19 protein-coding genes are annotated in these 22,804 nt (G+C 73.2%); 3 read left to right on the top strand and 16 right to left on the bottom strand.

The genetic code is table 11. The annotated features are described in order from the left end of the window. Positions 1 to 158: 158 nt before the first annotated feature. The 10 genes from mltG (AB0J67_RS12935) to AB0J67_RS12980 all read right to left on the bottom strand — a co-directional run bounded on the left by mltG (AB0J67_RS12935) (position 159) and on the right by AB0J67_RS12980 (position 12,448). Entirely contained in the window at positions 159 to 1,361 is a 1,203-nt protein-coding gene (mltG, locus tag AB0J67_RS12935; RefSeq protein WP_363480644.1) for an endolytic transglycosylase MltG, read from the bottom strand. A 35-nt stretch (positions 1,362 to 1,396) separates the two neighbouring features. Beyond that, positions 1,397 to 2,203 carry a shikimate dehydrogenase gene (locus AB0J67_RS12940; protein WP_363480647.1) on the bottom strand — a complete coding sequence of 269 codons (807 nt, stop codon included), beginning with the start codon at positions 2,201 to 2,203 and terminating at the stop codon, positions 1,397 to 1,399. Further along, complete coding sequence (gene mltG, locus AB0J67_RS12945; RefSeq protein ID WP_363480650.1) at positions 2,203 to 3,453, bottom strand: endolytic transglycosylase MltG; 1,251 nt, start codon at positions 3,451 to 3,453, stop codon at positions 2,203 to 2,205. The genes AB0J67_RS12940 and mltG (AB0J67_RS12945) overlap by 1 nt, the downstream gene beginning before the upstream one ends. Positions 3,454 to 3,588: 135 nt before the next feature. Further along, a complete protein-coding gene (gene mltG, locus AB0J67_RS12950) occupies positions 3,589 to 4,809 on the bottom strand; it encodes an endolytic transglycosylase MltG (protein WP_363480653.1) in 1,221 nt (406 codons plus the stop codon). Next, positions 4,806 to 5,264, bottom strand: a complete 459-nt coding sequence (ruvX, locus tag AB0J67_RS12955) for a Holliday junction resolvase RuvX (protein WP_363480656.1) — start codon at positions 5,262 to 5,264, stop codon at positions 4,806 to 4,808. Before ruvX ends, mltG (AB0J67_RS12950) begins: the two co-directional genes overlap by 4 nt. A 106-nt stretch (positions 5,265 to 5,370) precedes the next feature. After that, positions 5,371 to 8,049 (bottom strand): alanine--tRNA ligase, encoded by a 2,679-nt coding sequence (gene alaS, locus AB0J67_RS12960; protein WP_363480659.1) that lies wholly within the window; start codon positions 8,047 to 8,049, stop codon positions 5,371 to 5,373. After that, the gene (locus AB0J67_RS12965; protein WP_363480661.1) at positions 8,046 to 8,363 is read right to left on the bottom strand and encodes a hypothetical protein; all 318 of its coding nucleotides are present in this window, start codon (positions 8,361 to 8,363) and stop codon (positions 8,046 to 8,048) included. The genes alaS and AB0J67_RS12965 overlap by 4 nt, the downstream gene beginning before the upstream one ends. A 4-nt stretch (positions 8,364 to 8,367) precedes the next feature. Then, on the bottom strand, positions 8,368 to 8,820 hold the full coding sequence (locus AB0J67_RS12970; protein ID WP_363480664.1) for a DUF948 domain-containing protein: 453 nt from the start codon (positions 8,818 to 8,820) through the stop codon (positions 8,368 to 8,370). A gap of 81 nt (positions 8,821 to 8,901) precedes the next feature. Beyond that, positions 8,902 to 11,064, bottom strand: a complete 2,163-nt coding sequence (locus tag AB0J67_RS12975; protein WP_363480666.1) for a hypothetical protein — start codon at positions 11,062 to 11,064, stop codon at positions 8,902 to 8,904. Further along, the gene (locus AB0J67_RS12980; RefSeq protein ID WP_363480669.1) at positions 11,051 to 12,448 is read right to left on the bottom strand and encodes a replication-associated recombination protein A; all 1,398 of its coding nucleotides are present in this window, start codon (positions 12,446 to 12,448) and stop codon (positions 11,051 to 11,053) included. The genes AB0J67_RS12975 and AB0J67_RS12980 overlap by 14 nt, the downstream gene beginning before the upstream one ends. A 74-nt stretch (positions 12,449 to 12,522) precedes the next feature. Here AB0J67_RS12980 and AB0J67_RS12985 point away from each other — a divergent pair, with 74 nt between their 5' ends. Beyond that, positions 12,523 to 13,254, top strand: a complete 732-nt coding sequence (locus AB0J67_RS12985; RefSeq protein ID WP_363480672.1) for a GNAT family N-acetyltransferase — start codon at positions 12,523 to 12,525, stop codon at positions 13,252 to 13,254. Positions 13,255 to 13,317: 63 nt separating this feature from the next. Here AB0J67_RS12985 and AB0J67_RS12990 read toward each other — a convergent pair whose 3' ends face one another. The 4 genes from AB0J67_RS12990 to AB0J67_RS13005 form a co-directional block, all read right to left on the bottom strand. Continuing rightward, complete coding sequence (locus tag AB0J67_RS12990; RefSeq protein ID WP_363480675.1) at positions 13,318 to 14,049, bottom strand: M50 family metallopeptidase; 732 nt, start codon at positions 14,047 to 14,049, stop codon at positions 13,318 to 13,320. 95 nt (positions 14,050 to 14,144) lie between these two features. Further along, positions 14,145 to 14,951: a sugar nucleotide-binding protein gene (locus AB0J67_RS12995; RefSeq protein WP_363480678.1), complete on the bottom strand. Its 807-nt coding sequence runs from the start codon at positions 14,949 to 14,951 to the stop codon at positions 14,145 to 14,147. Continuing rightward, the gene (gene aspS / locus AB0J67_RS13000; protein WP_363480681.1) at positions 14,951 to 16,744 is read right to left on the bottom strand and encodes an aspartate--tRNA ligase; all 1,794 of its coding nucleotides are present in this window, start codon (positions 16,742 to 16,744) and stop codon (positions 14,951 to 14,953) included. Before aspS ends, AB0J67_RS12995 begins: the two co-directional genes overlap by 1 nt. A gap of 201 nt (positions 16,745 to 16,945) precedes the next feature. After that, complete coding sequence (locus AB0J67_RS13005; protein WP_363480684.1) at positions 16,946 to 17,521, bottom strand: DNA mismatch repair protein MutL; 576 nt, start codon at positions 17,519 to 17,521, stop codon at positions 16,946 to 16,948. A gap of 59 nt (positions 17,522 to 17,580) precedes the next feature. Here AB0J67_RS13005 and AB0J67_RS13010 point away from each other — a divergent pair, with 59 nt between their 5' ends. Together AB0J67_RS13010 and AB0J67_RS13015 are read left to right on the top strand one after the other, a co-directional pair. Continuing rightward, positions 17,581 to 18,276: a response regulator transcription factor gene (locus AB0J67_RS13010; RefSeq protein ID WP_363480687.1), complete on the top strand. Its 696-nt coding sequence runs from the start codon at positions 17,581 to 17,583 to the stop codon at positions 18,274 to 18,276. Beyond that, positions 18,273 to 19,604, top strand: coding sequence for a HAMP domain-containing sensor histidine kinase (locus tag AB0J67_RS13015; RefSeq protein ID WP_363480690.1), 1,332 nt, complete (start codon positions 18,273 to 18,275; stop codon positions 19,602 to 19,604). Before AB0J67_RS13010 ends, AB0J67_RS13015 begins: the two co-directional genes overlap by 4 nt. A gap of 237 nt (positions 19,605 to 19,841) precedes the next feature. Here AB0J67_RS13015 and AB0J67_RS13020 read toward each other — a convergent pair whose 3' ends face one another. Both AB0J67_RS13020 and hisS read right to left on the bottom strand, forming a co-directional pair. Beyond that, positions 19,842 to 21,398 (bottom strand): glycoside hydrolase family 3 N-terminal domain-containing protein, encoded by a 1,557-nt coding sequence (locus AB0J67_RS13020; protein WP_363480691.1) that lies wholly within the window; start codon positions 21,396 to 21,398, stop codon positions 19,842 to 19,844. A gap of 54 nt (positions 21,399 to 21,452) precedes the next feature. Further along, positions 21,453 to 22,787, bottom strand: coding sequence for a histidine--tRNA ligase (gene hisS, locus AB0J67_RS13025; protein ID WP_363480694.1), 1,335 nt, complete (start codon positions 22,785 to 22,787; stop codon positions 21,453 to 21,455). Positions 22,788 to 22,804: the final 17 nt, after the last annotated feature.

The following is a 22,804-nucleotide window of genomic DNA, read 5'->3' on the forward strand; positions in this document are numbered from 1 at the left end:
CTCGCCGCCCGCGATGGTCGGGCTGAGCGTGCCCGCGACCTTCTCCACCCGCACGGCGTCGCCGAGGCGGTCGGTGACGGCCTTGAGCCGGGCCACATCCAGATAGGCCAACGTCTATGTGAAGCCCAGGGCTGCGGGCCGCGTGACGCGGCGGTGGGTCAGCAGATGATCTTTCGCTCGCAGGCGATCTCCTTGTTGCGCTCGTGCTCGGCGTTCGTGACGGCGAAGGCCGAGTTGCCCTCCTTGTCGATCGCCACGAAGAAGTGCCACTTGCCCACGGCCGGCTTGGCGGCGGCGGCCAGCGCCGCCCGGCCCGGGTTGTTGATGGGCGTCGGCAGGAACGCGAGCTTGCGGTTGTACTTGTTCTTCGGGTTGTCCAGCTCGGCCTCGGTCATGTCACCGGACTTCTTGGTCGGCTTGCCCTGGGTCTCGAACCAGTAGTTGACCGTCACGTCCATCTCCAGGCAGTGGCAGATGCCCGACGGCGGCTCCTCGATGATCCGGTTGTACGCCACCCGGGCCACCTTGGGCAGGTCCTTGGCCGTGCCCGACTCCGCCTGCGCCAGCGACGCCACGATCAGCGCCTCGTACGGCGCGATGTCCAGCGAGCCGCGCACGTTCTCGCTGAACTTCATCTCCTTGGTGACCGCGAGGAACCGCTGCACCATCATCTTCAGCGCGGACTCCGCCGTGACGTCCTTCGGGAACTCGTAGGTGTCGGGGAACAGGAAGCCCTCGACGGACTTGGTGACCTTGCGGCCGTCACGGTCGAACCAGGTCGCGGGCACGCCCAGCTTCACCGGGTCGGCGCCGGCCGCCTTGAACTCCGCCTCGGGAATGCCGAGCTTCTGCGACAGCAGCTTGTAGATCTTGAAGGTGGACAGGCCCTCGGCGACGGTGATCCCGTTGACGATGCGGTTCTTCGGATCGAGCAGCATCGTGATCGCGTCGGCGGCACTGAGCTTCAGCCGCAGCTTGTAGCGGCCGGGCTGGATGTCGGAGGCGTCCGGGTTGGCCTCCCAGGCGTCGACGAACGCCTGCTCGCTGGCGATGACGTCGGCGGCCTTGAGCACCTTGGCCATCTTCCCGCCGCTGGCGCCCTCGGGGATCACGACCTCGACCTCGGCGCTGTCGGCGGCGCTGGTGTAGTCCTCCGCGCCGAACATGCCCTGCAGCCGGTCGTAGCCCAGGTAGAGACCGACCCCGACCCCGCCCAGCAACAGCATCGTGAGCAGCAGCGCCAGCGCCGTGCGGCCGCGGCGCTTCTTGCGCTTGCGCCGTCGGGGCGGCTGCTGCCCGGCCCGCCGGGGCCGGTACGGCTCGGGCTCGTTGCCGTACGCCAGAAAGAACTCTTCCGTCACCGGTCTGCCTCCCGCGCTCATCTGACCGGGACAGGCTAACCGCGACGGGCCTCCCGCAGTGCCCCGCGCATCGCCTCCACCGGTGCCGCAACCCCGGTGAACTGCTCGAACTGCCCGAGAGCCTGATTCAGCAGAAGATCCAATCCGGACACGATCCGGCAGCCGGCCCGCTGCGCCGAGGCGGCCAGCGGGGTCGGCCACGGGTCGTAGAGCGCGTCGAACAGCACCGTCTTGGGCCGCCACGACACCTGCAACGCGTCGGCGACGCCCTTGGGCACGGTCGAGATCACCACGTCGGCGGCGGCGCACTCCTCGGCCGCCGCCCAGCCCGCGCCGGTCAGCGGCACGCCGACCGCGGCGGCCACCGGGCGCAGCTCGTCGATCGCCTCGGGGCGGCGGGCGTACACGGTCAGCGACTCGGCGCCCAGCTGGGCGGCCGCCGCGACCGCGGCCCGCGCGGTGCCGCCCGCGCCGAGCACGGCGACCCGCGCCACCTCGGCGATGCCCGCCTCGCGCAGCGCCGCCACCATGCCGGGCACGTCGGTGTTGTCCGCCCGCCAGCTCCCGTCGGGCTGGTGGACCAGGGTGTTGGCCGCGCCGACGGCGGCCGCGACCGGGCTGACCGCCGTGGCGACGGTCAGCCCCACCTCTTTGAGTGGCATGGTCAGCGACAGCCCGGCCCACTCCGGGCCGAGGCCGGCCACCAGCGCGGGCAGGCCGTCCTCGGCGCACTCGATCGCGGTGTACGACCAGCCGGTCAGGCCCGCCGCCGCGTATCCGGCGTTGTGCAGGACCGGGGACAGCGAGTGGCTGACCGGCTTGCCGAGGACCGCCGCGCGCATCAGCAGGAGCTCTGCTTCAGCACGCCGTTCTGCACGGCCTTCTGGTTGTCCCGGCAGAACTGGCTGTGGGTGGCAGAGAAGGCCGAGTGGCCCTGCTTGTCGATCGCCACGAAGTACAGCCAGTCACCCTTGGGCGGGTCGGCCGCCGCCTCCAGCGCCTGCTTGCCGGGGTTGTTGATCGGGGTCGGCGGCAGGCCCTTGGCGTTGCGGTTGTACGGGTTCTTCGGGTCGGTCAGCTCGGCCTGGGTAAGCCCGCTGGACGGCTTGGGGTTCTTGCCCGCGATCTCCCGCGAGTAGTTGACGGTCACGTCGAACTGCAGGCAGCGGCACTCGCCGATCTCCTGGACGGCCTTGTCGCTGAACACCCGGTTGTAGGACACCCGCGCGACCTTGCCCAGGTCGTCGGCGTTGCCCGCCTCGGCCTGCGCCAGCGACGCCACGATCAGCGCCTGGTACGGCGAGATGTTCAGCGCGGCGGCCTTGTCGGCGTAGTTGATGCTTCCGGTGACGTCCAGGAAGCGCTCGACCATCATCTTCAGCGCGGACTCGGCGGTGACGTCCGGCGGGAACTCGTAGGTGTCCGGGAAGAGGAAGCCCTCGAGCGAGCGGCTCTCCTTCTTGCCGTCCTCGCGCTTGAACCACCAGTCCGGCACGCCGAGCTTCAGCGGGTCCTTCGCGGCGGCCTTGAACTCGGCCTCGGGGATGTCCAGCTTCTCGGCGAGCAGCTTGTAGATCTTGAAGGTCGACAGGCCCTCGGTGATCGTGATGCCGTTGGTGATCCGGTTGGCGGTGTCCAGCAGCATCCTCATCGCGTCGGCCGCGCTGATCTGCACGCGCAGCTTGTAGAAGCCGGGCTGGATCTTCTGCGCGGCGCTGGGGTTGGCATCCCACGCCTCGACGAACGCCTGCTCGCTCTTGATCACATCCTGGGCCTTGAGGGCCTTGGCCATGTCGAGGCCGGTCGAGCCCTCCTTGATCTCCACGGTGATCTCGGCGGAGCTCGCCGCGGTCTCGTAGTCCGGCGTGTTGAAGAAGCCGGAGATCTTGTCGTAGCCCAGGTAGGCCGCGCCGGCCAGACCGCCCAGCAGGAGCAGGGTGAGGAACAGCGCGAGGAAGGTGCGGCCGCGGCCGCGCTTCTTCTTCTTTTTCTTCTTCTTGCCGTTGCGGCCACGGTTGCCGTCCACCGCGTGCCGACGCCGCTGGCTGCGTTCGGGTTGCTCGTCGAACGGCAGGAAGAGCTCGTCAGTCATCGGTACCCTCTCGTGTACGGGCCGCCCATCGGCGGCTACGTTACACGTGAAGGGTTTTTCGCACCCCTTGGCGGACGGCAGGTTTTCACCCGCCGCGCGGTACGAATTGGGCATATCGCAGCAAGACCGGCGGGTTCAGCAGGAGCTCTGCTTGAGCACCTTGTTCTTCACGGCCGTCTCGTTGTCCTTGCAGAACTCCTCGAACGTCTTCGAGAACGCCGAGTGGCCCTCCTTGTCGATCGCGACGAAGTAGTACCAGTCACCCTTCGGCGGCGACATGGCCCCCTCCAGCGCGGCCTTGCCCGGGTTGTTGATCGGCGTCGGGATCATGCCCTCGGCGTTGCGGTTGTAGGGGTTCTTCGGATCGGTCAGCTCGTCGTGGGTCAGCCCGCTGGACGGCTTCGGGTCCTTGCCGGCCAGCTCCCGCGAGTAGTTGACGGTCACGTCGAACTGGAAGCACGCGCAGGTCAGGTCCGGGATGCGCTTGTAGACCCGGTTGTAGGCCACCCGCGCCACCTTGCCGAAGTCGTCGGCGTTGCCCGCCTCGGCCTGCGCCAGCGACGCCACGATGAGCGCCTCGTAGGGCGCGATGCCGCCCAGCTCCGCCGGCACCGTCTCGGCGAAGCTCATCCCGCCGGTGACCGTGAGGAAGCGGTTGACCATGGTACGCAGCACCGTGTCGGCGGTGGCGTTCGGCGCGAACTCGTAGGTGTCCGGGAACAGGAAGCCCTCGATGTGCGGCGTTACCTTCTTCTCGTCGCTGCGGTGGAACCACCAGTCGGGCACGCCCAGCGCGATCGGGTCCTTCGCCGCGGCCTTGAGGTCGGCCTCGGAGATGCCCGTCTTGGCCGACAGCAGCTTGTACACCCGGAACGAGCTGAGCCCCTCCGGGATGGTGATCCCGTTGACGATGCGGTTGCGCAGGTCGAGCAGCATCAGCACGGCGTCGTCGGCGCTCAGCTTGGTGCGCAGCTTGTAGTACCCCGGCTGGATGCGCAGCGCGTCCGGGTTGCGCTCCCCCGCCTCGACGAACGCCTTCTCGCTGGCGATGACCCCGGCCGCCTTCAGGGTCTTGGCGATGTCGGCCTGCGTGTCACCGCTCTTGATCTCCACCTGGACCGGCACGCCGTCGGCGGAGGTGGCCCAGTCGGGCGTGCCGAGCGCACCGGCCACCTTGGTGTAGGCGAGGTACGCCCCGAAGCCCAGCACTCCCAGCAGCACCAGGGCCAGGCACATCGCCAGCACCGAACGCAGCCAACCGAACCGCCTGCGCCGCCGCGCCGCCTCGCCCGGCGGCTCCCGCCGGGCGTCGCCGTCGCCGTGGTCGTCGAAAGCGCGGTCCAGTTCGTCGATCATCCTGCTCGCCTTCGCTGCCCGTCGAGCCAACCCTGCAGGATCTCCACCGCCGCCGCCTGGTCGACGACGGCGCGCTGGCGCTTGCCCTTGACCCCGCGGTCGGACAGCCGCCGGGTAGCCGCGACGGTGGACATCCTCTCGTCCGCGAGCACCACCGGCACCGGCGCGATCAGCGCGGCCAGCCTGTCGGCGTATGCCCTCGCGTGCTTGGCGGCCGGCCCCTCGACCCCGGCGAGGTTGAGCGGCAGGCCCACCACCACCTCCACCGTGCCATGGTCGGCCACCAGGCGCGCGATCTCCAACATATCAGCTGATATGTCAGATTCATCCGTTTTGGCCTGGCGAGCCACCGTGACCAGCGGCGTCGCCAGGATCCCGTCCGGATCGCATACCGACACTCCGATCCGCACCGTGCCCACGTCCACACCCAGCCGCACCCCACGCGTCCAGCTCATCCGCCGTCCCCTCTCCCGTCGTGTCCCCATGTGAAGGAAGGGCACCTTCTCAACGCCATGCGTCGAGAAGGTGCCCTTCCGTTCGTCGATGCCGTCCGGTGCCGCGCTAGCGCGACTGGACCGCGTGCTGCACCGCGCCGAGCAGCGCCTGCGCCTGGTCGGCGGGCACACCGCCACCCTGTGCCAGGTCGGCGTTGCCGCCGCCCCGCCCGGACAGCGCGCCCTTGACCAGGTCCTGCGCGGACAGACCGCGCGACTTGGCCGCCCCGTTGATCGCCACGATCAGCGACGCCTTGCCGTTGGCCCGCGAGGCCACCGCGACGACCGCCGGGCGGTCCGCCGGGAACCGGCCGCGCACCTCCTGCGCCAGCGTGCGCACGTCGTTGACCGCCGCACCCTCCGGCGCCTCGGTGCCCACGTACGCCACGCCGCCCAGGTCCAGCGCGCCCTCGGCCAGCGCCGCCGCCCCGCCGAGCACGAGCTGGGCGCGCATCTTCTCCAGCTCCCGCTCCGCGTCGCGCAGCTGCGCCACGGTCTGCTCGACCCGGTCGCCGACCTCCTCGCGCGGCACCCGGTACAGCTCCGCCAGGCGCGACACCAGCACGTGCTCCTTGGCCAGGTGCCGGAACGCGTCCATGCCGACCAGCGCGTCGACCCGGCGCACGCCGGAGCCGATGGACGCCTCCGAAAGGATCTTCACCAGGCCCAGCTGCCCCGAGCGGGCCGCGTGGGTGCCGCCGCACAGCTCCCGCGCGTAGTCGCCGACCTCGACGACCCGCACGAACTCGCCGTACTTCTCGCCGAACAGCGCCATCGCGCCCAGCCGCTTGGCCTCGGCCTGCGAGGTGACGAACGCGCGCACCTCCAGGTCGCCCATCAGCACCTCGTTGACCTGGTGCTCGACGTCGGCCAGCACGCTGGCCGGCACCGCGCCGGGGGTGTTGAAGTCGAACCGCAGCCGGCCCGGCGCGTTCAGCGAACCCGCCTGGGTCGCCGACTCGCCGAGGAAGTTGCGCATCGTCTGGTGCACCAGGTGGGTCGCGGTGTGCGCGCGGGAGATGGCCCGGCGGCGCTCCACGTCGATCTGGGCGTAGCCGGCCTCGCCGGAGCGGACCTCGCCCTCCAGCACCCGCGCCTTGTGCACGATCAGGCCCGGCAGCGGCTGCTGCACGTCGAGCACCTCGACCCGGCCGCCGCCGACCGTGATGACGCCCAGGTCGGGCAGCTGGCCGCCGCCCTCGGCGTAGAACGGCGTCGCGTCGAGGACCAGCTCGACCAGCTCGCCCTCGCCCGCCGCCTTGATCAGGCCCTCGCCGCCCACCAGCGCGCGCACCTTCGACTCGCGCGCGACCTCGGCGTAGCCGGTGAACTCCACCGCCCCGCCCGCGTCCAGCGCGCTGCGGTACGCCGACAGGTCGGCGTGCCCGGTCTTGCGCGCCTGCGCGTCGGCCTTCGCCTGCTTGCGCTGCTCGGCCATCAGCCGCTTGAAGCCCTCGGTGTCCACCGACAGGCCCTGCTCGGCGACGATCTCCAGGGTCAGGTCGATCGGGAAGCCGTAGGTGTCGTGCAGCTTGAACGCCTTGTCCCCGGCGAGCTGCGCGCTGCCCGACTGCTTGGTCTCGGCCACCGCCAGGTCGAGGATCGTGGTGCCCGCGCGCAGCGTCGCCCGGAACGCCTCCTCCTCGGCGTACGCGTACTGCGAGATCCGGCCGAAGTCGGTCGCGATCTCCGGGTACGACGGCGACATGCTGTCGCGCGCCACCGGCAGCAGCTCCGGCAGCGCCGGGCCCTCGAAGCCGAGCAGGCGGACCGCGCGGATCGCCCGGCGCATGATCCGGCGCAGCACGTAGCCGCGGCCCTCGTTGGACGGCGTCACGCCGTCGCCGATCAGCATCAGCGAGGTGCGCACGTGGTCGGCGATGACGCGCAGCCGCACGTCGTCGGGGTGCGACTCGCTCGCGGTGTGGGTGTGGCTGACGTTGTAGCGCTTGCCGGTCAGCTCGCACGCCTTGTCGATCAGCGGGCGGACCTCGTCGATCTCGTAGAGGTTGTCGACGCCCTGCATGATCGAGGCCATCCGCTCCAGGCCCATGCCGGTGTCGATGTTCTTCGCCGGCAGCTCGCCCAGGATCGGGTAGTTCTCCTTGTCCGAGCCGGGACCGCGCTCGAACTGCATGAAGACGTTGTTCCAGATCTCCATGTAGCGGTCCTCGTCGACCTCCGGACCGCCCTCGCGGCCGTACGCCGGGCCGCGGTCGACGTAGATCTCCGAGCACGGGCCGCACGGGCCCGGGATGCCCATCGACCAGAAGTTGTCCGCCTTGCCGCGGCGCACGATGCGCTCCGCGGGCAGGCCGACCGCCCGCCAGTACCCGATCGACTCGTCGTCGTCGAGGTACACCGTCGCCCAGATCTTGTCCGGGTCGATCGCGAACCCGCCCGCCTCCAGCGGCTTGGTGATCAGGTCCCAGGACAGGCGGATCGCCTGCTCCTTGAAGTAGTCACCGAACGAGAAGTTGCCGTTCATCTGGAAGAACGTGCCGTGCCGCGAGGTCTTGCCGACCTCGTCGATGTCCGGGGTGCGGATGCACTTCTGCACGCTGACCGCCCGCTGCCACGGCGGGGTCTGCTGGCCCAGGAAGTAGGGCACGAACTGCACCATGCCGGCGTTGACGAACAGCAGGTTCGGATCGTCGATGGCCGGCAGTGGAGCGCTCGGGACCACGGTGTGCCCGTTCGCCTCGAAGTGCGCCAGGAACCGTCGCTTGACTTCCGCGGTCCTCATCGCTGCTGCTCACCTTCCTGCTGCTGCTTGAACTGATAGAACCTGCCGCCCACCCCGTGGGCCCAGGGCAGCGCGACCGGCTCGAACGAGACGCCGTCCTCGAAGGCGGCGTGGAGCTCGTCCTCCCGCTCGGCCGTGAAGTCGCGCACGTCATCGACAAAACTACGCATGTTGCCCGCGGCGTGACCAATGGATTCCTGCGCGGAGCCGGCCAGCCCGGCCGGGGTGAGCTTGCGCGCCTGCTTGGTGATCACCCGGACCACCACCACGCCGACCCCGATGCCGACGCCCAGCCAGAGCAGTCTGCGGATCATGGTCTCAGCCCCGCCGGGTGCGCTTACGCGCCTTGAGCTCATCACGCACCGACTTTGCCTCATCGGCCTCCTTGCGGGCCGCCGTGGCGCGCCGGACGCCGTAGGTGAACGCCGCCGCCTTGACCAGCGGGCTGGCCGCGGTGGCGCTGACGACGCTCACCAGGTTCGACACGTTCGCCGTGGTGTGCGCGAGGTGCTGCGTCATCACGTCGACCTTCGCCAGCTGCACGTTCACCCCGTCCAGCGTCACCTGCGCCTGGCCCAGCGCCGTGTTGACGTTGTCGACGGTGGTGTTCACGTTGTCCAGGATCGGCCCCGTGTGCTGGCTTACCTGGCGCAGCGTGACCGTCGCGGCGTCCACCGTGTGCCGCAGCTTCAGGATCGGCACCGCCAGCACCAGCACCAGCATCGCGAACGCACCCGCCGCGATGAGAGCCGCGATCTCGCCTCCGGACATGCCACACCCTCCGCACGTCGTACTTTGTCCCAACGTGCAGACCCTACCGCCCGCCCCGCCGGCGCCCGCAGCAGCTATGCCTCAGCTCGCCGACGGTGTCGGGGCAGGACTCTCCGTCGTGGTCTCCCCGTCGCCGGTGCCGCCCGGCCCGGCCGGCTCGCCGGTGTGCTGCAACCGCTCGTCGGCGACCGTGTTGAGCACCTTGATCGTCACCGCGGAGCCGGTGCAGTTGCCCTCCGCCTGGCCCTGCTCCGCCGCCGGGGACGCCGACGGGTCCGCGGCCGCCTCGTCGGTCGGGCCGACCGTGGGCCGGTTGCGCAGCAGCGGGTTGCAGTCCGGCGTGGTGATCGGACGGACCCACAGGTCCAGGGTGAACTCGTCGCGCCGCCAGCAGGAGTACTCGCCGTCGCCGCCGCTGGTCAGCTCGCAGCTCGGCACGTCCCAGCGCACCCAGCCCGCGCTGGTCAGCGCGCTCTCGTACGCCTGCGCCGTCTCCTTGGGCTCCCGCTCGGACTCCATGGAGCGCTCGCGGTAGCGGCACTCCATCAGGCACCAGCGGCTGCCGGAGATGTTGTCGACGGTCTTGCCCGACACCACCGCCCACGACGGCACGTCGAGCGCGTCCAGCGTGGTCAGCACCGGGTCGCGGGTCGCCGCGCGCAGCACGAAGTAGAACGGCAGCGCGCCGACCACGAGCACGACCAGCGCGATCAGGGTCCACATGCGCAGCCGCTGCTGCTCGCGCAACTGCTTGCGCACCTCGGAGCGGGCGCCGCGGATGGCGTCCACGCCGGCGGCGATACCGGCCCGGCCGCTGCGGTCCCCCGGCGGCGGCAGGACCGCGTTCGGGTCCGGCGGGCGCACCGCGATCGGGTCGCGGGACGGATCGGGACGGCCCGGCGGGCGCTCGCCGCGGCGGCCGTCCGGGCCCATGCCCGGACCACCCGGTCCACCAAGACCACCCGGTCCACCCGGGCCGGCGGGCTTGTGCCCCGGGCCGGGGTGGGGGCCGGGCCCGAGCGGGCCGCCCATCGGCGCGCCGGGACCACCGGGGCCCTGGTTCGGGCCGGGCGGCACGGGACCGCCGTGCACGGGCGGGCCGGCCGGCGGGACGGGCACGCCGCCCCGGTTCGGCCGCTCCGGCGCGACCGGGGTGGCCGGGAAGGCCGCACGCTGCGGCTCGGGCCGCACGGGCGGGCGCACCGCCGGGGAGCCGGGCATCCCGGCCGGCGGGCGGACCACGGGCGACCCGGGCATCCCGGGCGGCGCGGCCGGACCACGGCCGCGCATGCCGTCCACCAGCGGCGCGTTGCCGCTACGGGGCACGTCGACCGGGCCGCGCGGGTTGTCGAGCTCCCGGCGGCGCACCACCGGCGGCTCGCCGCCGGGCTTGCGCAGCGGCGCGGGCTCCGGGCGCCCCCGGCCGACGGGCGGCTCCACCACCGGCATCGGCGGCGGCTCCGGACGGCCCCGGCGCGGGTCCTCGGGCTCGTCACGGGCGGCCCGGCGACCGGCGGGCGGCTCCTCCGCCCGGCGGCGGCCACCGCTCTCCTCCTCGCCGTGGCGGCGGGACGGCACCTCGTCGGCGCGGCGGCGGCCCGGGGGCTCCTCCGCCCGCCGGTGTCCACCGGTCGTCTCCTCGTCGGCGCGACGGCGCCCGGCCGGCTCCTCGGAAGCGCGGCGCAGGCCACCGGTCGGCTCCTCGGGGGCGCGGCGCAGGCCACCGGTCGGCTCCTCCGGAGCGCGGCGCAGCCCACCGGTCGGCTCCTCGGCGGCACGGCGGTGCCCGCCGGTCGGCTCGTCGTCGGCGCGGCGGCGGCCCGCGGGCTCCTCCGCCCGGCGGCGGCCCGCCGGGTCGTCCATCTCCCGGCGGCGCCCGGCCGGCTCCTCCTCGGCACGCCGACGGCCCGCAGCGGGCTCGTCGTCGGCGCGGCGGCGGCCCGGGGGCTCCTCGGCGCGGCGGCGGGCGGCGGTGTCGTCCTCGCCGCGGCGGCGCGCGGCGGGCTCGGCCTCGCGGCCGGCGCCGGGCCGGGCCGGGGCCGCGTCGTCGCTCAGCGCGCTCAGCTTGTTCCAGCGGCTGCTGCCGCCGTCGGTGAAGTCGCTGTCGTCGAACGGGTCCTTGGCCTGCTTCGCGCTGCGCAGATCGTCGAGCCAGCCGGTCTCCTCCTGGGAGACCTCCTCGGCCTCGCCGCCGCCACGGCCCTTCTTGCGGCCCCGACCGTCGGTGGCATCAGCTCGGCTCATGAGATGATCTCTCCTTGCTCCGGATGACGGTGCGCAGTTTCGGCAGCCGCTCGGCGATGTGCCGCTCGTTGCCGTGTCCCGTGGGACGGTAGTAGTCGACTTCCACGAGATCGTCCGGTGGGTACTGCTGAGCCACCACACCTCGGGAATCGTCGTGCGGGTAGCGGTACCCGGCGCCGTGGCCGAGGCCCCGCGCACCCGCGTAGTGGGCGTCGCGCAGGTGCTTGGGCACCGGCCCCGCCTTGCCGGCCCGGACGTCGGCGATCGCCGCCGACAGGGCCGTGGTGACCGCGTTCGACTTCGGCGCGGTGGCGCAGTGGATGACGGCCTGCGCCAGGTTCAGCTGCGCCTCCGGCAGGCCCACGTGCTGCACGGCGTACGACGCGTTCGTCGCGGCGGTCAGCGCGGTCGGGTCGGCCATGCCGACGTCCTCGCTGGCGAAGATGATCAGGCGGCGGGCGATGAAGCGGGCGTCCTCCCCCGCGGTCAGCATCCGGGCCAGGTAGTGCAGCGCCGCGTCCACGTCCGAGCCGCGCATGCTCTTGATGAACGCGCTGATCACGTCGTAGTGGGCGTCGCCCGCGCGGTCGTAGCGCAGCGCCGCCGTGTCCACCGCGCGCTCGGCGGTGGCCACGTCGATCTCGGGCACGCCGTCGCCGGTGTGGATCGCCAGCGCGGAGCCCGCCGCGGCCTCCAGCGCGGTCAGCGCCTTGCGCACGTCGCCGCCGGCGAGGCGTACCAGGTGGTCCTCGGCCTCGGCGCCCAGGGTGACCGCGCCGCCCAGGCCGCGCCGGTCGGTCAGCGCGCGGCGCACCAGCACCCGGACGGCGTCGTCGTCCAGCGGCTTGAGGGTCAGCAGCACGCAGCGCGACAGCAGCGGCGAGATGACCGAGAAGTACGGGTTCTCCGTGGTGGCCGCCAGCAGCGTCACCGTGCGGTCCTCCACCGCCGCCAGCAGCGAGTCCTGCTGCGTCTTGGTGAAGCGGTGCACCTCGTCGATGAACAGCACGGTCGGCGCGCCGCCCGCGCGACGGCGCCGGCGCGCGGTGTCGATGACCTCGCGCACCTCCTTCACCCCGGCGGTCAGCGCGGACATCGCCACGAAGTGCCGGTCGTCGGCGTCGGCGACGAGGTGGGCGACCGTGGTCTTGCCGCAGCCGGGTGGGCCCCACAGGATCACCGACATCGGGGCGCCGCCCGCGACCAGGCGGCGCAGCGGCGCGCCGGGCGCCAGCAGGTGGTCCTGACCGACCAGTTCGTCCAGGTCGGCGGGGCGCATGCGGACGGCGAGCGGGGCGTCCACCGACGGCGTCTCGAACCCGGGCGAGCTGATCGCGCGATCGGCCGGCGCGGGCTCCAGGGAGAAGAGGCCGTCGGTCTGCATCCCGCAGACGATACCCGGCGCCGCGTACGCACGCCTCAGCCGATCTTCATCCGCCCGGCCGGTAAGGTGACGCCATGCCGATCACCCCTGACCTCACCGGGCGCGAGGACCTGCTGGCGAAGGTGGGGCACCACCCGTACGCGCTCCTCACCGCGGGCGGCCACGTCCGGGCGTACGTCCAGGACGGCACGCTGGCCTGGACCTCGCGGTGGCCGTGGGGCACGGTCGCCGCGTCGCTGGGCGGGGCCGACGCGGCCGCCGCGCTGTTCGCCCGCCTCGCCGCCGAGGAGCAGCTCGACGGTGCGGCCTGGCTGCACCTGCCGCGCACCGGCCGGGACACCACCGCCGCGCTGCTGAACGCCGCCGTCCACGACGACTGGGACTACCTGTGGACCACCGCCGCACCCGCGGCGCGGCCCGGCGAGGACGCGGTGGTCGCGCTGGGTCCCGACGACGGCGACCAGATCGCCGCGGTGCTCGACGACGCGCTGCCGGGCAGCACGAGCCGCCCCGGCGACGTACGCATCCGGCAGTGGTACGGCGTCCGCGAGGCGGGCCGGGTGGTGGCCGTGGCGGGCGACCGCAGCGGCGACGGCGTCGGCTTCCTGGCCGGCATCGCCGTCGCCTCGTCCGCCCAGGGCCGGGGCTTCGGCGCGGCGCTCACCACGGCGGTGACCCGGCGGCTGGTGGCCGAGTTCGGCCTGAGCTCGCTGGGTGTGATGTCCGACAACACCGGCGCGATCCGCCTCTACCAGCGGCTCGGCTACACCGAGGCCATGGCCCGCACCTCGGTCCGCCTCCCCTGAGGCCGTCCCCGCCTCGTCCCGTGGCCGGGGCGCGCGCAAACGGGCGACCGGACGCGACCGCGGTCAGGCCGGGCCGGCCCAGGGCAGGGCGGACGCCGGGATCAGGTCGAGCAGGACGGCGCCCGCCAGCGCGGTGCCGATGGTCCAGAGCAGGAAGACGAAGACCCAGAAGCCGCCGGGCAGCCGGGTGATGCCGGCAAGCTGGTCGGGGTCGGAGCGCATGCCGCTGCCGCGGCGCCGGTGCAGCTGCACCTCGACGACCGGGCGCACCCCGCCGATCAGCAGGAACCACACTCCCGTGTACGCGAACAGCGCCTGCCACGGCGCGGTGGCATACCAGGACACGGCGAACACGGCAGCACCGGTGGCGACGACGAGCAGCAGGCCGTAGAAGTTGCGGATCATGATCAGGATCGGGACGAGCAGCAGCAGGCACAGCCACAGCAGCAGCCGGACGTACCCGCGGTCGAGCAGCGCGGCGCCGCCCAGGCCCAGCAGCGACGGGGTCAGGTAGCCGGCCAGCAGGGTGACGATCATGCCGAGCCCGGTGGGCCTGCCCTTCATGATGGTCAGGCCCGAGGTGTCGGAGTGCAGCCGGATGCCGCGCAGCCGGCGGCCGGTGAGCACCGCTGCGGCGGCGTGCCCGCCCTCGTGCGCGATGGTGATCGCGTTGCGCACCACGCGCCAGATCGTGTTGACCATGACCAGCGCCAGCGCGATCAGCGCCGCACCGGCGACGACGCCGAACGGGGGCTGCTCCGGCGCGCCGAGGATGTCACCGAGGGGGAACGGCATGGCGGCACCTTACCCGCGCCCGGCCGCCGCTCACGTCCCCCACCTGGCCGCCGGGCTGCCGCGGGTCAGGCCAGAACCGCCGCCGGGCAGCCGGGTCAGGCCAGGACCTCGGTGACGCCCCGCAGGCGGGTCTTGAGCACGGTTGCCGCCAGGGTGACGTCCAGGCGCACCTCGGTCGGCGAGATGATCCCGCGCTCGATCGCCGAGCCGCCGGGCACCCGGTCGGCCGGGATGCCGTGCCTGGCCGCGACGCGTACGCCCAGCTCGTGGCGGCTGAGCGCCTCCGGCCCGGCGACGTGGAGCACGCCCCGGAAGTCGCCCTCGGCGAGCTCCAGCAGCGCGGCGGCGAGGTCGTCGACGGCGATCGGCTGCCGGACGTGGTCGGTGAACAGCACCCCGTCCGCGCGTCCGGTGGCCAGGTCCAACGCGAGCTGGTGCTGCTTGGAGCCGTCGTCGCCGATGATCAGCGAGGTGCGCGCGATGGCCGCGTCCGGGTGCGCCGCGACGACCGCCGTCTCCGCGGCCGCCTTCGCGGCGCCGTACGGGTAGACGGGCTCGGGCAGGTCGTCCTCGGTGTAGGGGGCCGGCCGCCCCTTGAAGACGGCGTCGGAGGAGACGTGCACCAGCCGCGCCCCGGTGCGGGCCGCGGCGGCCGCCAGGTAGGCGGCGCCCAGCGCGGTGACCGCCCAGTCGGACTGGACATACGCCGTGTTCACGACCGCGTCCGGCCGCAGTTCGTCGATGAGGCGGTCCACCGCCGCCCGGTCCCGGACGTCGAGCGGCACCAGCCCCTCCGCGTGTGCGGAGTGGCTGGTGCCGGTCACGTCGTGCCCCGCCGCGCGGGCGAGGGCGACCAGGCGGCCACCGGTGTACCCCGATCCCCCGGTGACCAGCAGCCGCATTACTTCGCGGCGGCCTTGGCCTTGGCGGCGTCCTCGCCGGGCGCCTTCGGCTTGGCGTCCACGCCGGCCTCCAGGCGCTGCTGCGCCGTGATCGGCGTCGGCGCGCCGGTCAGCGGGTCGAAGCCGCCGCCCGACTTCGGGAACGCGATGACGTCGCGGATGGAGTCGACCCCGGCCAGCAGCATGCAGACCCGGTCCCAGCCCAGCGCGATGCCACCGTGCGGCGGCGGGCCGTAGGCGAACGCGTCGAGCAGGAAGCCGAACTTGTCCTTGGCCTCCTCGTCGGTGATGCCGAGCAGGGTGAACACCCGCTTCTGCACGTCGCCGCGGTGGATACGGATCGAGCCGCCGCCGATTTCGTTGCCGTTGCAGACGATGTCGTACGCGTACGCCAGCGCCTCGCCCGGCGCGGACTCGAACTTGTCGATCCACTCCTCGTTGGGCGAGGTGAACGGGTGGTGCACCGCGGTCCAGGCGCCCTCGACGATCCCCTCGCCGGGGACGTCGACCGGCTCGAACATCGGCGCGTCCACGACCCAGCAGAACGCCCAGGCGGACTCGTCGATCAGGTTCGCCCGCTTGGCGATCTCGATGCGGGCCGCGCCGAGCAGCTCCTGGGAGTGGCGGCGGGTGCCCGCGGCGAAGAACACCGCGTCGCCGGGCTTGGCGCCGACCGCGTCGGCCAGGCCGGCCAGGTGCGCCTCGGACAGGTTCTTGGCGACGGGGCCGCGGGCCTCGCCGGTCTCCGCGTCGAGCACCACGTAGGCCAGGCCGCGGGCGCCGCGCGCCTTGGCCCAGTCCTGCCAGCCGTCGAGCTCCTTGCGGGTCTGCGCCGCGCCGCCGGGCATGACCACCGCGCCGACGTACTCGGCCTGGAACACCCGGAACTCGGTGCCCTCGAAGTAGCGGGTCAGCTCGGTCAGCTCGACCGCGTAGCGCAGGTCGGGCTTGTCGGAGCCGTAGCGGTTCATCGCGTCGTGGTACGTGATGCGCGGGATCGGGTTCGGGATCTCGTAGTCGGCCAGCTCGCGCCACAGCGCGCCGACGATGGCCTCGCCGAGCTCGATCACGTCGTCCTGGGTCACGAACGACATCTCGATGTCGAGCTGGGTGAACTCGGGCTGCCGGTCGGCCCGGAAGTCCTCGTCGCGGTAGCAGCGCGCGATCTGGTAGTAGCGCTCCATGCCGGCCACCATCAGCAGCTGCTTGAACAGCTGCGGCGACTGCGGCAGCGCGTACCAGGCGCCGGGCTGCAGCCGGACCGGGACCAGGAAGTCGCGGGCGCCCTCGGGGGTGGAGCGGGTCAGCGTGGGCGTCTCGATCTCCAGGAAGTCGCGCGCGCCCAGCACCTCGCGGGCGATCGCGTTGGCCCGCGAGCGCAGCCGGATCGCCCGGGCCTGGTTGGCCCGGCGCAGGTCCAGGTAGCGGTGGCGCAGGCGCGCCTCCTCGCCGACGGTGACGTGCTCGTCGATCGGGAACGGCAGCGGCGCGGCCTCGCTGAGCACGGTCAGCTCGGTGACGGTGACCTCGATCGCGCCGGTCGGCAGCTCGGGGTTCTCGTTGCCCTCGGGACGCAGCCCGACGGTGCCGGTGACCTTGACGCAGTACTCGTTGCGCAGCGCGTGCGCCTGGGCCTCGTCGCGGAACACGATCTGCACGACGCCCGAGGCGTCGCGCAGGTCGATGAAGGTCACGCCGCCGTGATCACGTCGCCGGGCCACCCAGCCGGCGAGGGTGACGCTCTGGCCGGCGTGCTCGGCACGCAGACTGCCAGCGGTGTGGGTACGGATCACGATGACTCTCCTCGGACTGCGGATGCGCGCCGCCATGCAGACGGGTACGGCGCCAGAGGTCATTCTCGCACGTGCCCCGGTCGCGCCCGCCGCGAGCGCGGCCTACCTCAAATCCGCCTGAAGAGGTGCCGAAGAAGCCCTCAACGGCCGCGCCGCGGCGGCGGCACGTTGCGAGGCTCGTTCACATGGACCCCGCGGGCGCTAATCGACGACCGTCACCTGGGCGTACGGCCGCCCCTCCCACCAGATCGCGTCGACGATGATCTGGCGGGCGCTGTTGTGGAACTGGACCACCACCCGGTCCGGGCCCGGCTGGGAGGTGGCGACGCGGTAGTCGCCGCGCGGCGTCGCCGACACCAGGTGCACCTGCTCGTGGGCGATGCGCACCACCGCGGTGCCGCCCTCGGTCGGGAAGCTGCGCAGGTACGAGCGCGACCCGTCGGACTCGGTGAACACCTGCCAGCCGTCGACGGTCTCCGGCGCGGGCGCCTGCGACGGCTTCGGGGCGGGCTTGCCGGCCGACGGCGAGACCCGCACCGTGGCGGGCGACGACGGCGGCCGGACGGAAGCGGACGGCGACGGTGTGACCGAGGCGGCGGTGGGCACCGGGCGCGACGGGGCGGGGAGCGGGCTCGGCTGCCCGGCCAGCGCCTCCACCCGCAGCGGCACCGGCTCCGGCACGGCCGCGGCCAGCACCGGGCGCAGGCCCACCCAGACCACCGACGCCGACAGCGCGGTCACCGCGGCCCAGCCGCAGACGTACGCCGCCGACCTCATCGCAACCGGCCACCCCGAACCCATCCCGCTATCCAACACCTTCCGATACGGTGCCAGCCATGCCCCTCGTACTCGTCGTGGAGGATGACCCCGCCATTCGCGACGCACTCGGCAACGCCCTGACCGTCGCCGGCTACGCCGTGCAGACCGTCGGCACCGCGCTGCAGGGACTGCGCTCGCTGACCAGCGAACGCAGCGAACGGCCCGACCTGGTCATCCTCGACCTCGGTCTGCCCGATCTGGACGGTGCCGACGCGCTGCGGATGATGCGCGCCGTCAGCGACGTGCCGGTCATCGTGGCCACCGCCCGCCGCGGCGAGCACGACGCGATCCGGCTGCTCAACTCCGGCGCCGACGACTACATGACCAAACCGTTCTCCGCCGCGCACGTCACCGCCCGGGTGGCCGCGGTGCTGCGGCGCAGCCGGCCGCACAACGAGGCCCCCGACACCGTCGTCGAGATCGGGCCGCTGCGCCTGGACGAGAGCACGCGGCTGGTCACCCTGCACGGCACCCCGCTGACCCTGACCCGCAAGGAGTACGACGTGCTGGCCTACCTCGCCGCCCGCGTGGGGCGCGTGGTGACCCGCCGGGAGCTGTTCACCGAGGTCTGGCAGCAGCCGTTCGTCGGCGCCGACCAGACCCTCGACGTCCACCTGTCCTGGCTGCGCCGCAAGCTCGGCGAGACCGCGGCGCAGCCGCGCATGCTGCGTACCATCCGCGGGGTCGGCGTCATGCTGGTGCCACCGTCGTGAGGGCGACCCTGGCCCGCGGCGCGCTGGCCGTCACCTCCATGGTGGCGCTGGCCTTCCTCGTGCCGCTGGCGCTGGTCACCCGGCAGATCGCCGAGGACCGGGCGCTGCTCGACGCCCGGCAGCAGGCCGCCGCCGTGGTCACCGCGCTCGCCGTGTCCACCGATCCGACGGTGCTCAGCCGGGCCATGGCCGCCACCGCCGACGGCCCCCGGCAGCGGCTCGCGGTGCACCTGCCCGGCGGCGTCACCCTGGGCACGCGCCGGGCCACCGCCAGCGACGTGGCGCTGACCGCCAGCCGGGGCGGCTCGCTCACCGCCCCGGTCGACGACGGGCTGGTCTACCTGCAGCCCGCCGCCCTCGACGGCGGCCGCAGCGCGGTCGTCGAGGTGTACGTCCCCGAGGCCGACCTGTCCCGCGGCGTCGCCACCGCCTGGTGGTCCATGGGCGCGCTGGCCGCGCTGCTGGTGGCGATCTCGGTCGGGCTGGCCGACCGGCTCGGCTGGCGGGTCGTCGGCGCGACGCGCCAGCTGGCCCGGGCCTCGAAGGCGGTCGGCTCCGGCGACCTCACCGTGCGGGTCATCCCGGCCGGCCCGCCCGACCTGGTCGAGGTCGGCGAAGCGTTCAACAGCATGGCCGGCCGGCTCAGCTCCGTCATCGACGCCGAGCGCGAGCGCGCCGCCGACCTGTCCCACCGCCTGCGTACGCCGCTGACCGCACTGCGGCTGGACTGCGACGCGCTGCCGCCCGGCCCCGCCGCCGACCGCATGCGCCAGGCGGTGGAGGCGCTCGACGCCGAGATCGACGCGATCATCGCCGGCGCCCGCCGCACCGCCGCCGAGCGCGCCGCCGAGGAGACCGACCTGGTGGACGTGGTCGCCGACCGGCTGGCGTTCTGGGCCGTGCTGGCCGAGGACCACGGGCGGCCGTGGCAGGTCGTCGCCGGCGACAGCCCGGTGTGGCTGCCGGTGCCGCGCACCGACGCGATCGGCGCGGTGGACGCGCTGATCGGCAACATCTTCCGGCACACCCCGCACGGCACCGGGTTCCGCGTCACGGTCACGTCGCAGGCGATGGTGGTCGAGGACGCCGGACCGGGCATCCCCGACCCCGATGCGGCGCTGCGGCGCGGGGTCAGCGGCGGCGGATCCACCGGCCTCGGCCTGGACATCGTGTGCCAGCTGGCCCGCCAGGCGGGCGGCGACGTGGCCGTGGACCGCGGCGACCTGGGCGGCGCCCGGATCACCGTCACCCTCAGCCCGCTGCCCGACTCCCCCGCCGAGCCGGCCCCCATCCCAGCCCTCCGCTTCCGCCGCGGCCGCCCCACCTGACCCGCCCCACCCACAGCACCCCGCACACCGCCGCACCCGGGCACGCGCTGCGCACGACGGTCAGCGCGGTCAGCGCGGTCAGCGCGGTCAGCGCGGTCAGCGCGGTCAGCGCGGTCAGCGCGGTCAGCGCGGTCAGCGCGCTTCGAATAGACGTTGGCCTATCTGGATGACGAATTGATGATCCAACTCATCCAGATAGGCCAACGTCTATGGCAAAACGGGGTGGGGGGTGGCGGGTCAGGCGCCGGCGAGGGCTTCGGCGGCGGCGCGGCCGCAGACCGTGGCGGCGCCGTACGTGGCGAGGTGGACCGCGCCCACCGGGGCGCCGTGGCGTACGCCCATCTCGACCACCACGGTCTCGGGGCGGGCGGCGACGACGGCGTCGATGAGCTGGGCGAGCCACGGGTGGCGGTGCGGGTCGCGGCAGACCAGCACGGGCACGCGCCCGTCCGCCCCGGCGAGCACGTCGGCGACGGTCGCCTCCTCGCCGAGCCGGACCACCGTGGTGTCGGGGCGCAGCGCGCGCAGCGGGGCGCCGACGCCCCACGGCGTACGCGCCTCGATGGCGAGGTTGGTGACGGTGCTGAACTCGACCACGTGCGCGGGGGCGGCCAGCGGGAGCCGGTCGGCGCCGGTGACGGCCAGCGCCCGGCGGGCCGCCTCCAGCCCCACCTCGGGCCGGCCGGACTCGTGCCAGCGGGCCGTCGCGGTGGCGCGTGCCCCGCGCAGGGCGGCGCTCTCGGCGGCGAACGCGGCGACCCGGGAGGCCGCCTCGGCCAGCCGCTCCTCGGGCAGCTCGCCGCTGATCACGGCGTCGACGATGCTGGTGCGCAGCAGCTCGACGGCGCTCTCGTCGGCGGTCTCGCCGCCCACGCAGATCGCGTCGGCGCCGCCCGCGATGGCCAGCGCGGCCGCGCCGCCGAGGCCGTAGCGCTGGGAGACCGAGGCCATCTCGATGCCGTCGGTGACCACGAGGCCCTTGAAGCCGAGCTGCTCGCGCAGCAGGTCGATGAGGACCGAGCGGCTCATCGTGGCGGGGCGCTCCGGGTCGAGCGCGGGCACAAGCAGGTGTGCGGTCATCACGGCGCGCACCCCGGCGTCGATGGCGGCGGTGAACGGCGGCAGCTCGATGCCGGCCAGCCGGGCCGCGTCGACCTCGATGATCGGCAGGCCGTGGTGGGAGTCGATGCCGGTGTCGCCGTGGCCGGGGAAGTGCTTGGCGCAGGCGGCCACGCCGGCCGACTGCAGGCCGCGCACCCAGGCGGCGGTGTGCCGGGCGACCAGGGCCGGGTCGGCGCCGAAGGAGCGTACGCCGATGACGGGGTTGGCCGGGTTGTTGTTGACGTCGGCGGCGGGCGCGTAGTCGAGGGTGACCCCGGCGGCGGCTAGCTGCGCGCCGATGTCGGCGGCGACGGCCTCGGTGAGCGCGGGGTCGTCGACCGCGCCGAGCGCGTGGTTGCCGGGGCGGCGGCTGCCCTGCTCGAAGTCGAGCCGGGTCACATCGCCGGACTCCTCGTCCACCGCGATGATGACGTCGGGGTTCTCCGCGGCCAGGGCCGCGGTGAGCGCGGCGACCTGCTCGGGGTCGACGATGTTGCGGGCGAACAGCACCACTCCGCCGAGTCCGCCGGCCAGCCGGCGGCGCAGCCAGTCGGGCGGCGTGGTGCCGACGAAACCGGGCTGGAGCACCGCGTCGGCCAGCCGGAGCAGACCACGATCGTGCAGGTGGGGCCGCTGCCCCGGCGCCGTGGTGGTGGCCAGCGCCGGGGACGTGCGGTGGTCTGTCGTGGTCATGCGGGTACGGCCCCCGTTTCAGAGTCGAGAGCCACACACTATTACTTAAGTTTCCTAATTAAAAGTCCCCTCCACCACCGGGATGAGGTCAACCTCCGGCGGGGTCCAGTTCGCCGCCGACGCCTCGACCTGTTCGCCCGAACGGATGTCCTTGACGGTGTCGGCCGCGCCCTCGGCGCCGGGGAACCAGACGTACGGGATGCCCCGCCGGTCGGCGAACTTGATCTGCTTGCCGAACTTGGCCGCGCTCGGCGACACCTCGGTCGCGATGCCCCGGGCGCGCAGCTGGGCGGCGATGCGGTCGCTGCCCCGGCGCTCCTCCTCGGTGCCCACCGCGACCAGGACCGCGGTCGGCACCGAGCGGCTCGCGGTGAGCGCGTTCTCGCCGAACAGCACGCCGAGCAGGCGGCTGACGCCGATGGACAGGCCGACACCGGGGAACCGGTCGCTGCCGGAGGTGGCGAGGTTGTCATAGCGGCCGCCGGAGCAGAACGAGCCGAAGCGCTCCAGCCCGGCCAGCTGCGTCTCGTACACGGTGCCGGTGTAGTAGTCCAGCCCGCGCGCGATCTTCAGCTCGGCGCGGCACAGCCCCGGCGAGTGCGCGGCGGCGGTCTCGACCACCGCGGCCAGCTCGGCCAGGCCCTCGTCCAGCAGCGGGTCGGTGACGCCCAGCTTGCGCACCTCGTCGACGAACGAGGCGTCCGCGGCGGAGATCTCCGACAGCGCGAGCACCAGCTTCGCCTGCGACTCGGTGACGCCCAGCGGCGCCAGCTCGGCGGCGACCCCGGCCGGGCCGATCCGGTCCAGCTTGTCCACCACGCGCATCACCGCCTCCGGGTCCACCAGGTCGAGACCCTGGTAGAAGCCCTGCAGCACCTTGCGGTTGTTGACCTGGATGGTCGGCTTGGGCAGCGGCAGGCCGGCCAGCACGTCGCCGATCACCAGCGGCAGCTCGGCCTCGTAGTGCGCGGGCAGCGTGTCGCGGTCCACGATGTCGATGTCGGCCTGGGTGAACTCGCGGTAGCGGCCCACCTGCGGCCGCTCACCCCGCCACACCTTCTGGATCTGGTAGCGGCGGAACGGGAAGTGCAGCTTGCCAGCGTTCTCCAGCACGAAGCGGGCGAACGGCACGGTCAGGTCGAAGTGCAGGCCGAGGCTCGCGTCGGAGGCGTCGCTGCTGTCGGCCTGCAGCCGGCGCAGCACGTACACCTCCTTGGAGGTCTCGCCCTTGCGCAGCAGCTGGTCCAGGGGCTCGACGGCGCGGGTCTCCAGCGAGGCGAAGCCGTAGAGCTCGAAGGTGCGGCGGATGTGGTCGAGGAAGCGCTGCTCGATGATGCGCTGCGCGGGCAGCCACTCCGGGAAGCCGGACAGCGGCGTGGGCTTGCTCATGGGGAAGTCACTCCTGG

It is taken from the genome of Catellatospora sp. NPDC049609, from assembly GCF_040675365.1.
Taxonomy (GTDB): Bacteria; Actinomycetota; Actinomycetes; order Mycobacteriales; family Micromonosporaceae; genus Catellatospora.

Bases quoted from the DNA above. Each gene is read 5' to 3' on its own strand.
- AB0J67_RS12940 (WP_363480647.1), bottom strand. From the start codon at position 2,203: ATGCGCGCGGCGGTCCTCGGCAAGCCGGTCAGCCACTCGCTGTCCCCG.
- mltG (WP_363480650.1), bottom strand. From the start codon at position 3,453: ATGACTGACGAGCTCTTCCTGCCGTTCGACGAGCAACCCGAACGCAGC.
- mltG (WP_363480653.1), bottom strand. From the start codon at position 4,809: ATGATCGACGAACTGGACCGCGCTTTCGACGACCACGGCGACGGCGAC.
- ruvX (WP_363480656.1), bottom strand. From the start codon at position 5,264: ATGAGCTGGACGCGTGGGGTGCGGCTGGGTGTGGACGTGGGCACGGTG.
- alaS (WP_363480659.1), bottom strand. From the start codon at position 8,049: ATGAGGACCGCGGAAGTCAAGCGACGGTTCCTGGCGCACTTCGAGGCG.
- AB0J67_RS12965 (WP_363480661.1), bottom strand. From the start codon at position 8,363: ATGATCCGCAGACTGCTCTGGCTGGGCGTCGGCATCGGGGTCGGCGTG.
- AB0J67_RS12970 (WP_363480664.1), bottom strand. From the start codon at position 8,820: ATGTCCGGAGGCGAGATCGCGGCTCTCATCGCGGCGGGTGCGTTCGCG.
- AB0J67_RS12975 (WP_363480666.1), bottom strand. From the start codon at position 11,064: ATGAGCCGAGCTGATGCCACCGACGGTCGGGGCCGCAAGAAGGGCCGT.
- AB0J67_RS12980 (WP_363480669.1), bottom strand. From the start codon at position 12,448: ATGCAGACCGACGGCCTCTTCTCCCTGGAGCCCGCGCCGGCCGATCGC.
- AB0J67_RS12985 (WP_363480672.1), top strand. From the start codon at position 12,523: ATGCCGATCACCCCTGACCTCACCGGGCGCGAGGACCTGCTGGCGAAG.
- AB0J67_RS12990 (WP_363480675.1), bottom strand. From the start codon at position 14,049: ATGCCGTTCCCCCTCGGTGACATCCTCGGCGCGCCGGAGCAGCCCCCG.
- AB0J67_RS12995 (WP_363480678.1), bottom strand. From the start codon at position 14,951: ATGCGGCTGCTGGTCACCGGGGGATCGGGGTACACCGGTGGCCGCCTG.
- AB0J67_RS13005 (WP_363480684.1), bottom strand. From the start codon at position 17,521: ATGAGGTCGGCGGCGTACGTCTGCGGCTGGGCCGCGGTGACCGCGCTG.
- AB0J67_RS13010 (WP_363480687.1), top strand. From the start codon at position 17,581: ATGCCCCTCGTACTCGTCGTGGAGGATGACCCCGCCATTCGCGACGCA.
- AB0J67_RS13020 (WP_363480691.1), bottom strand. From the start codon at position 21,398: ATGACCACGACAGACCACCGCACGTCCCCGGCGCTGGCCACCACCACG.
- hisS (WP_363480694.1), bottom strand. From the start codon at position 22,787: ATGAGCAAGCCCACGCCGCTGTCCGGCTTCCCGGAGTGGCTGCCCGCG.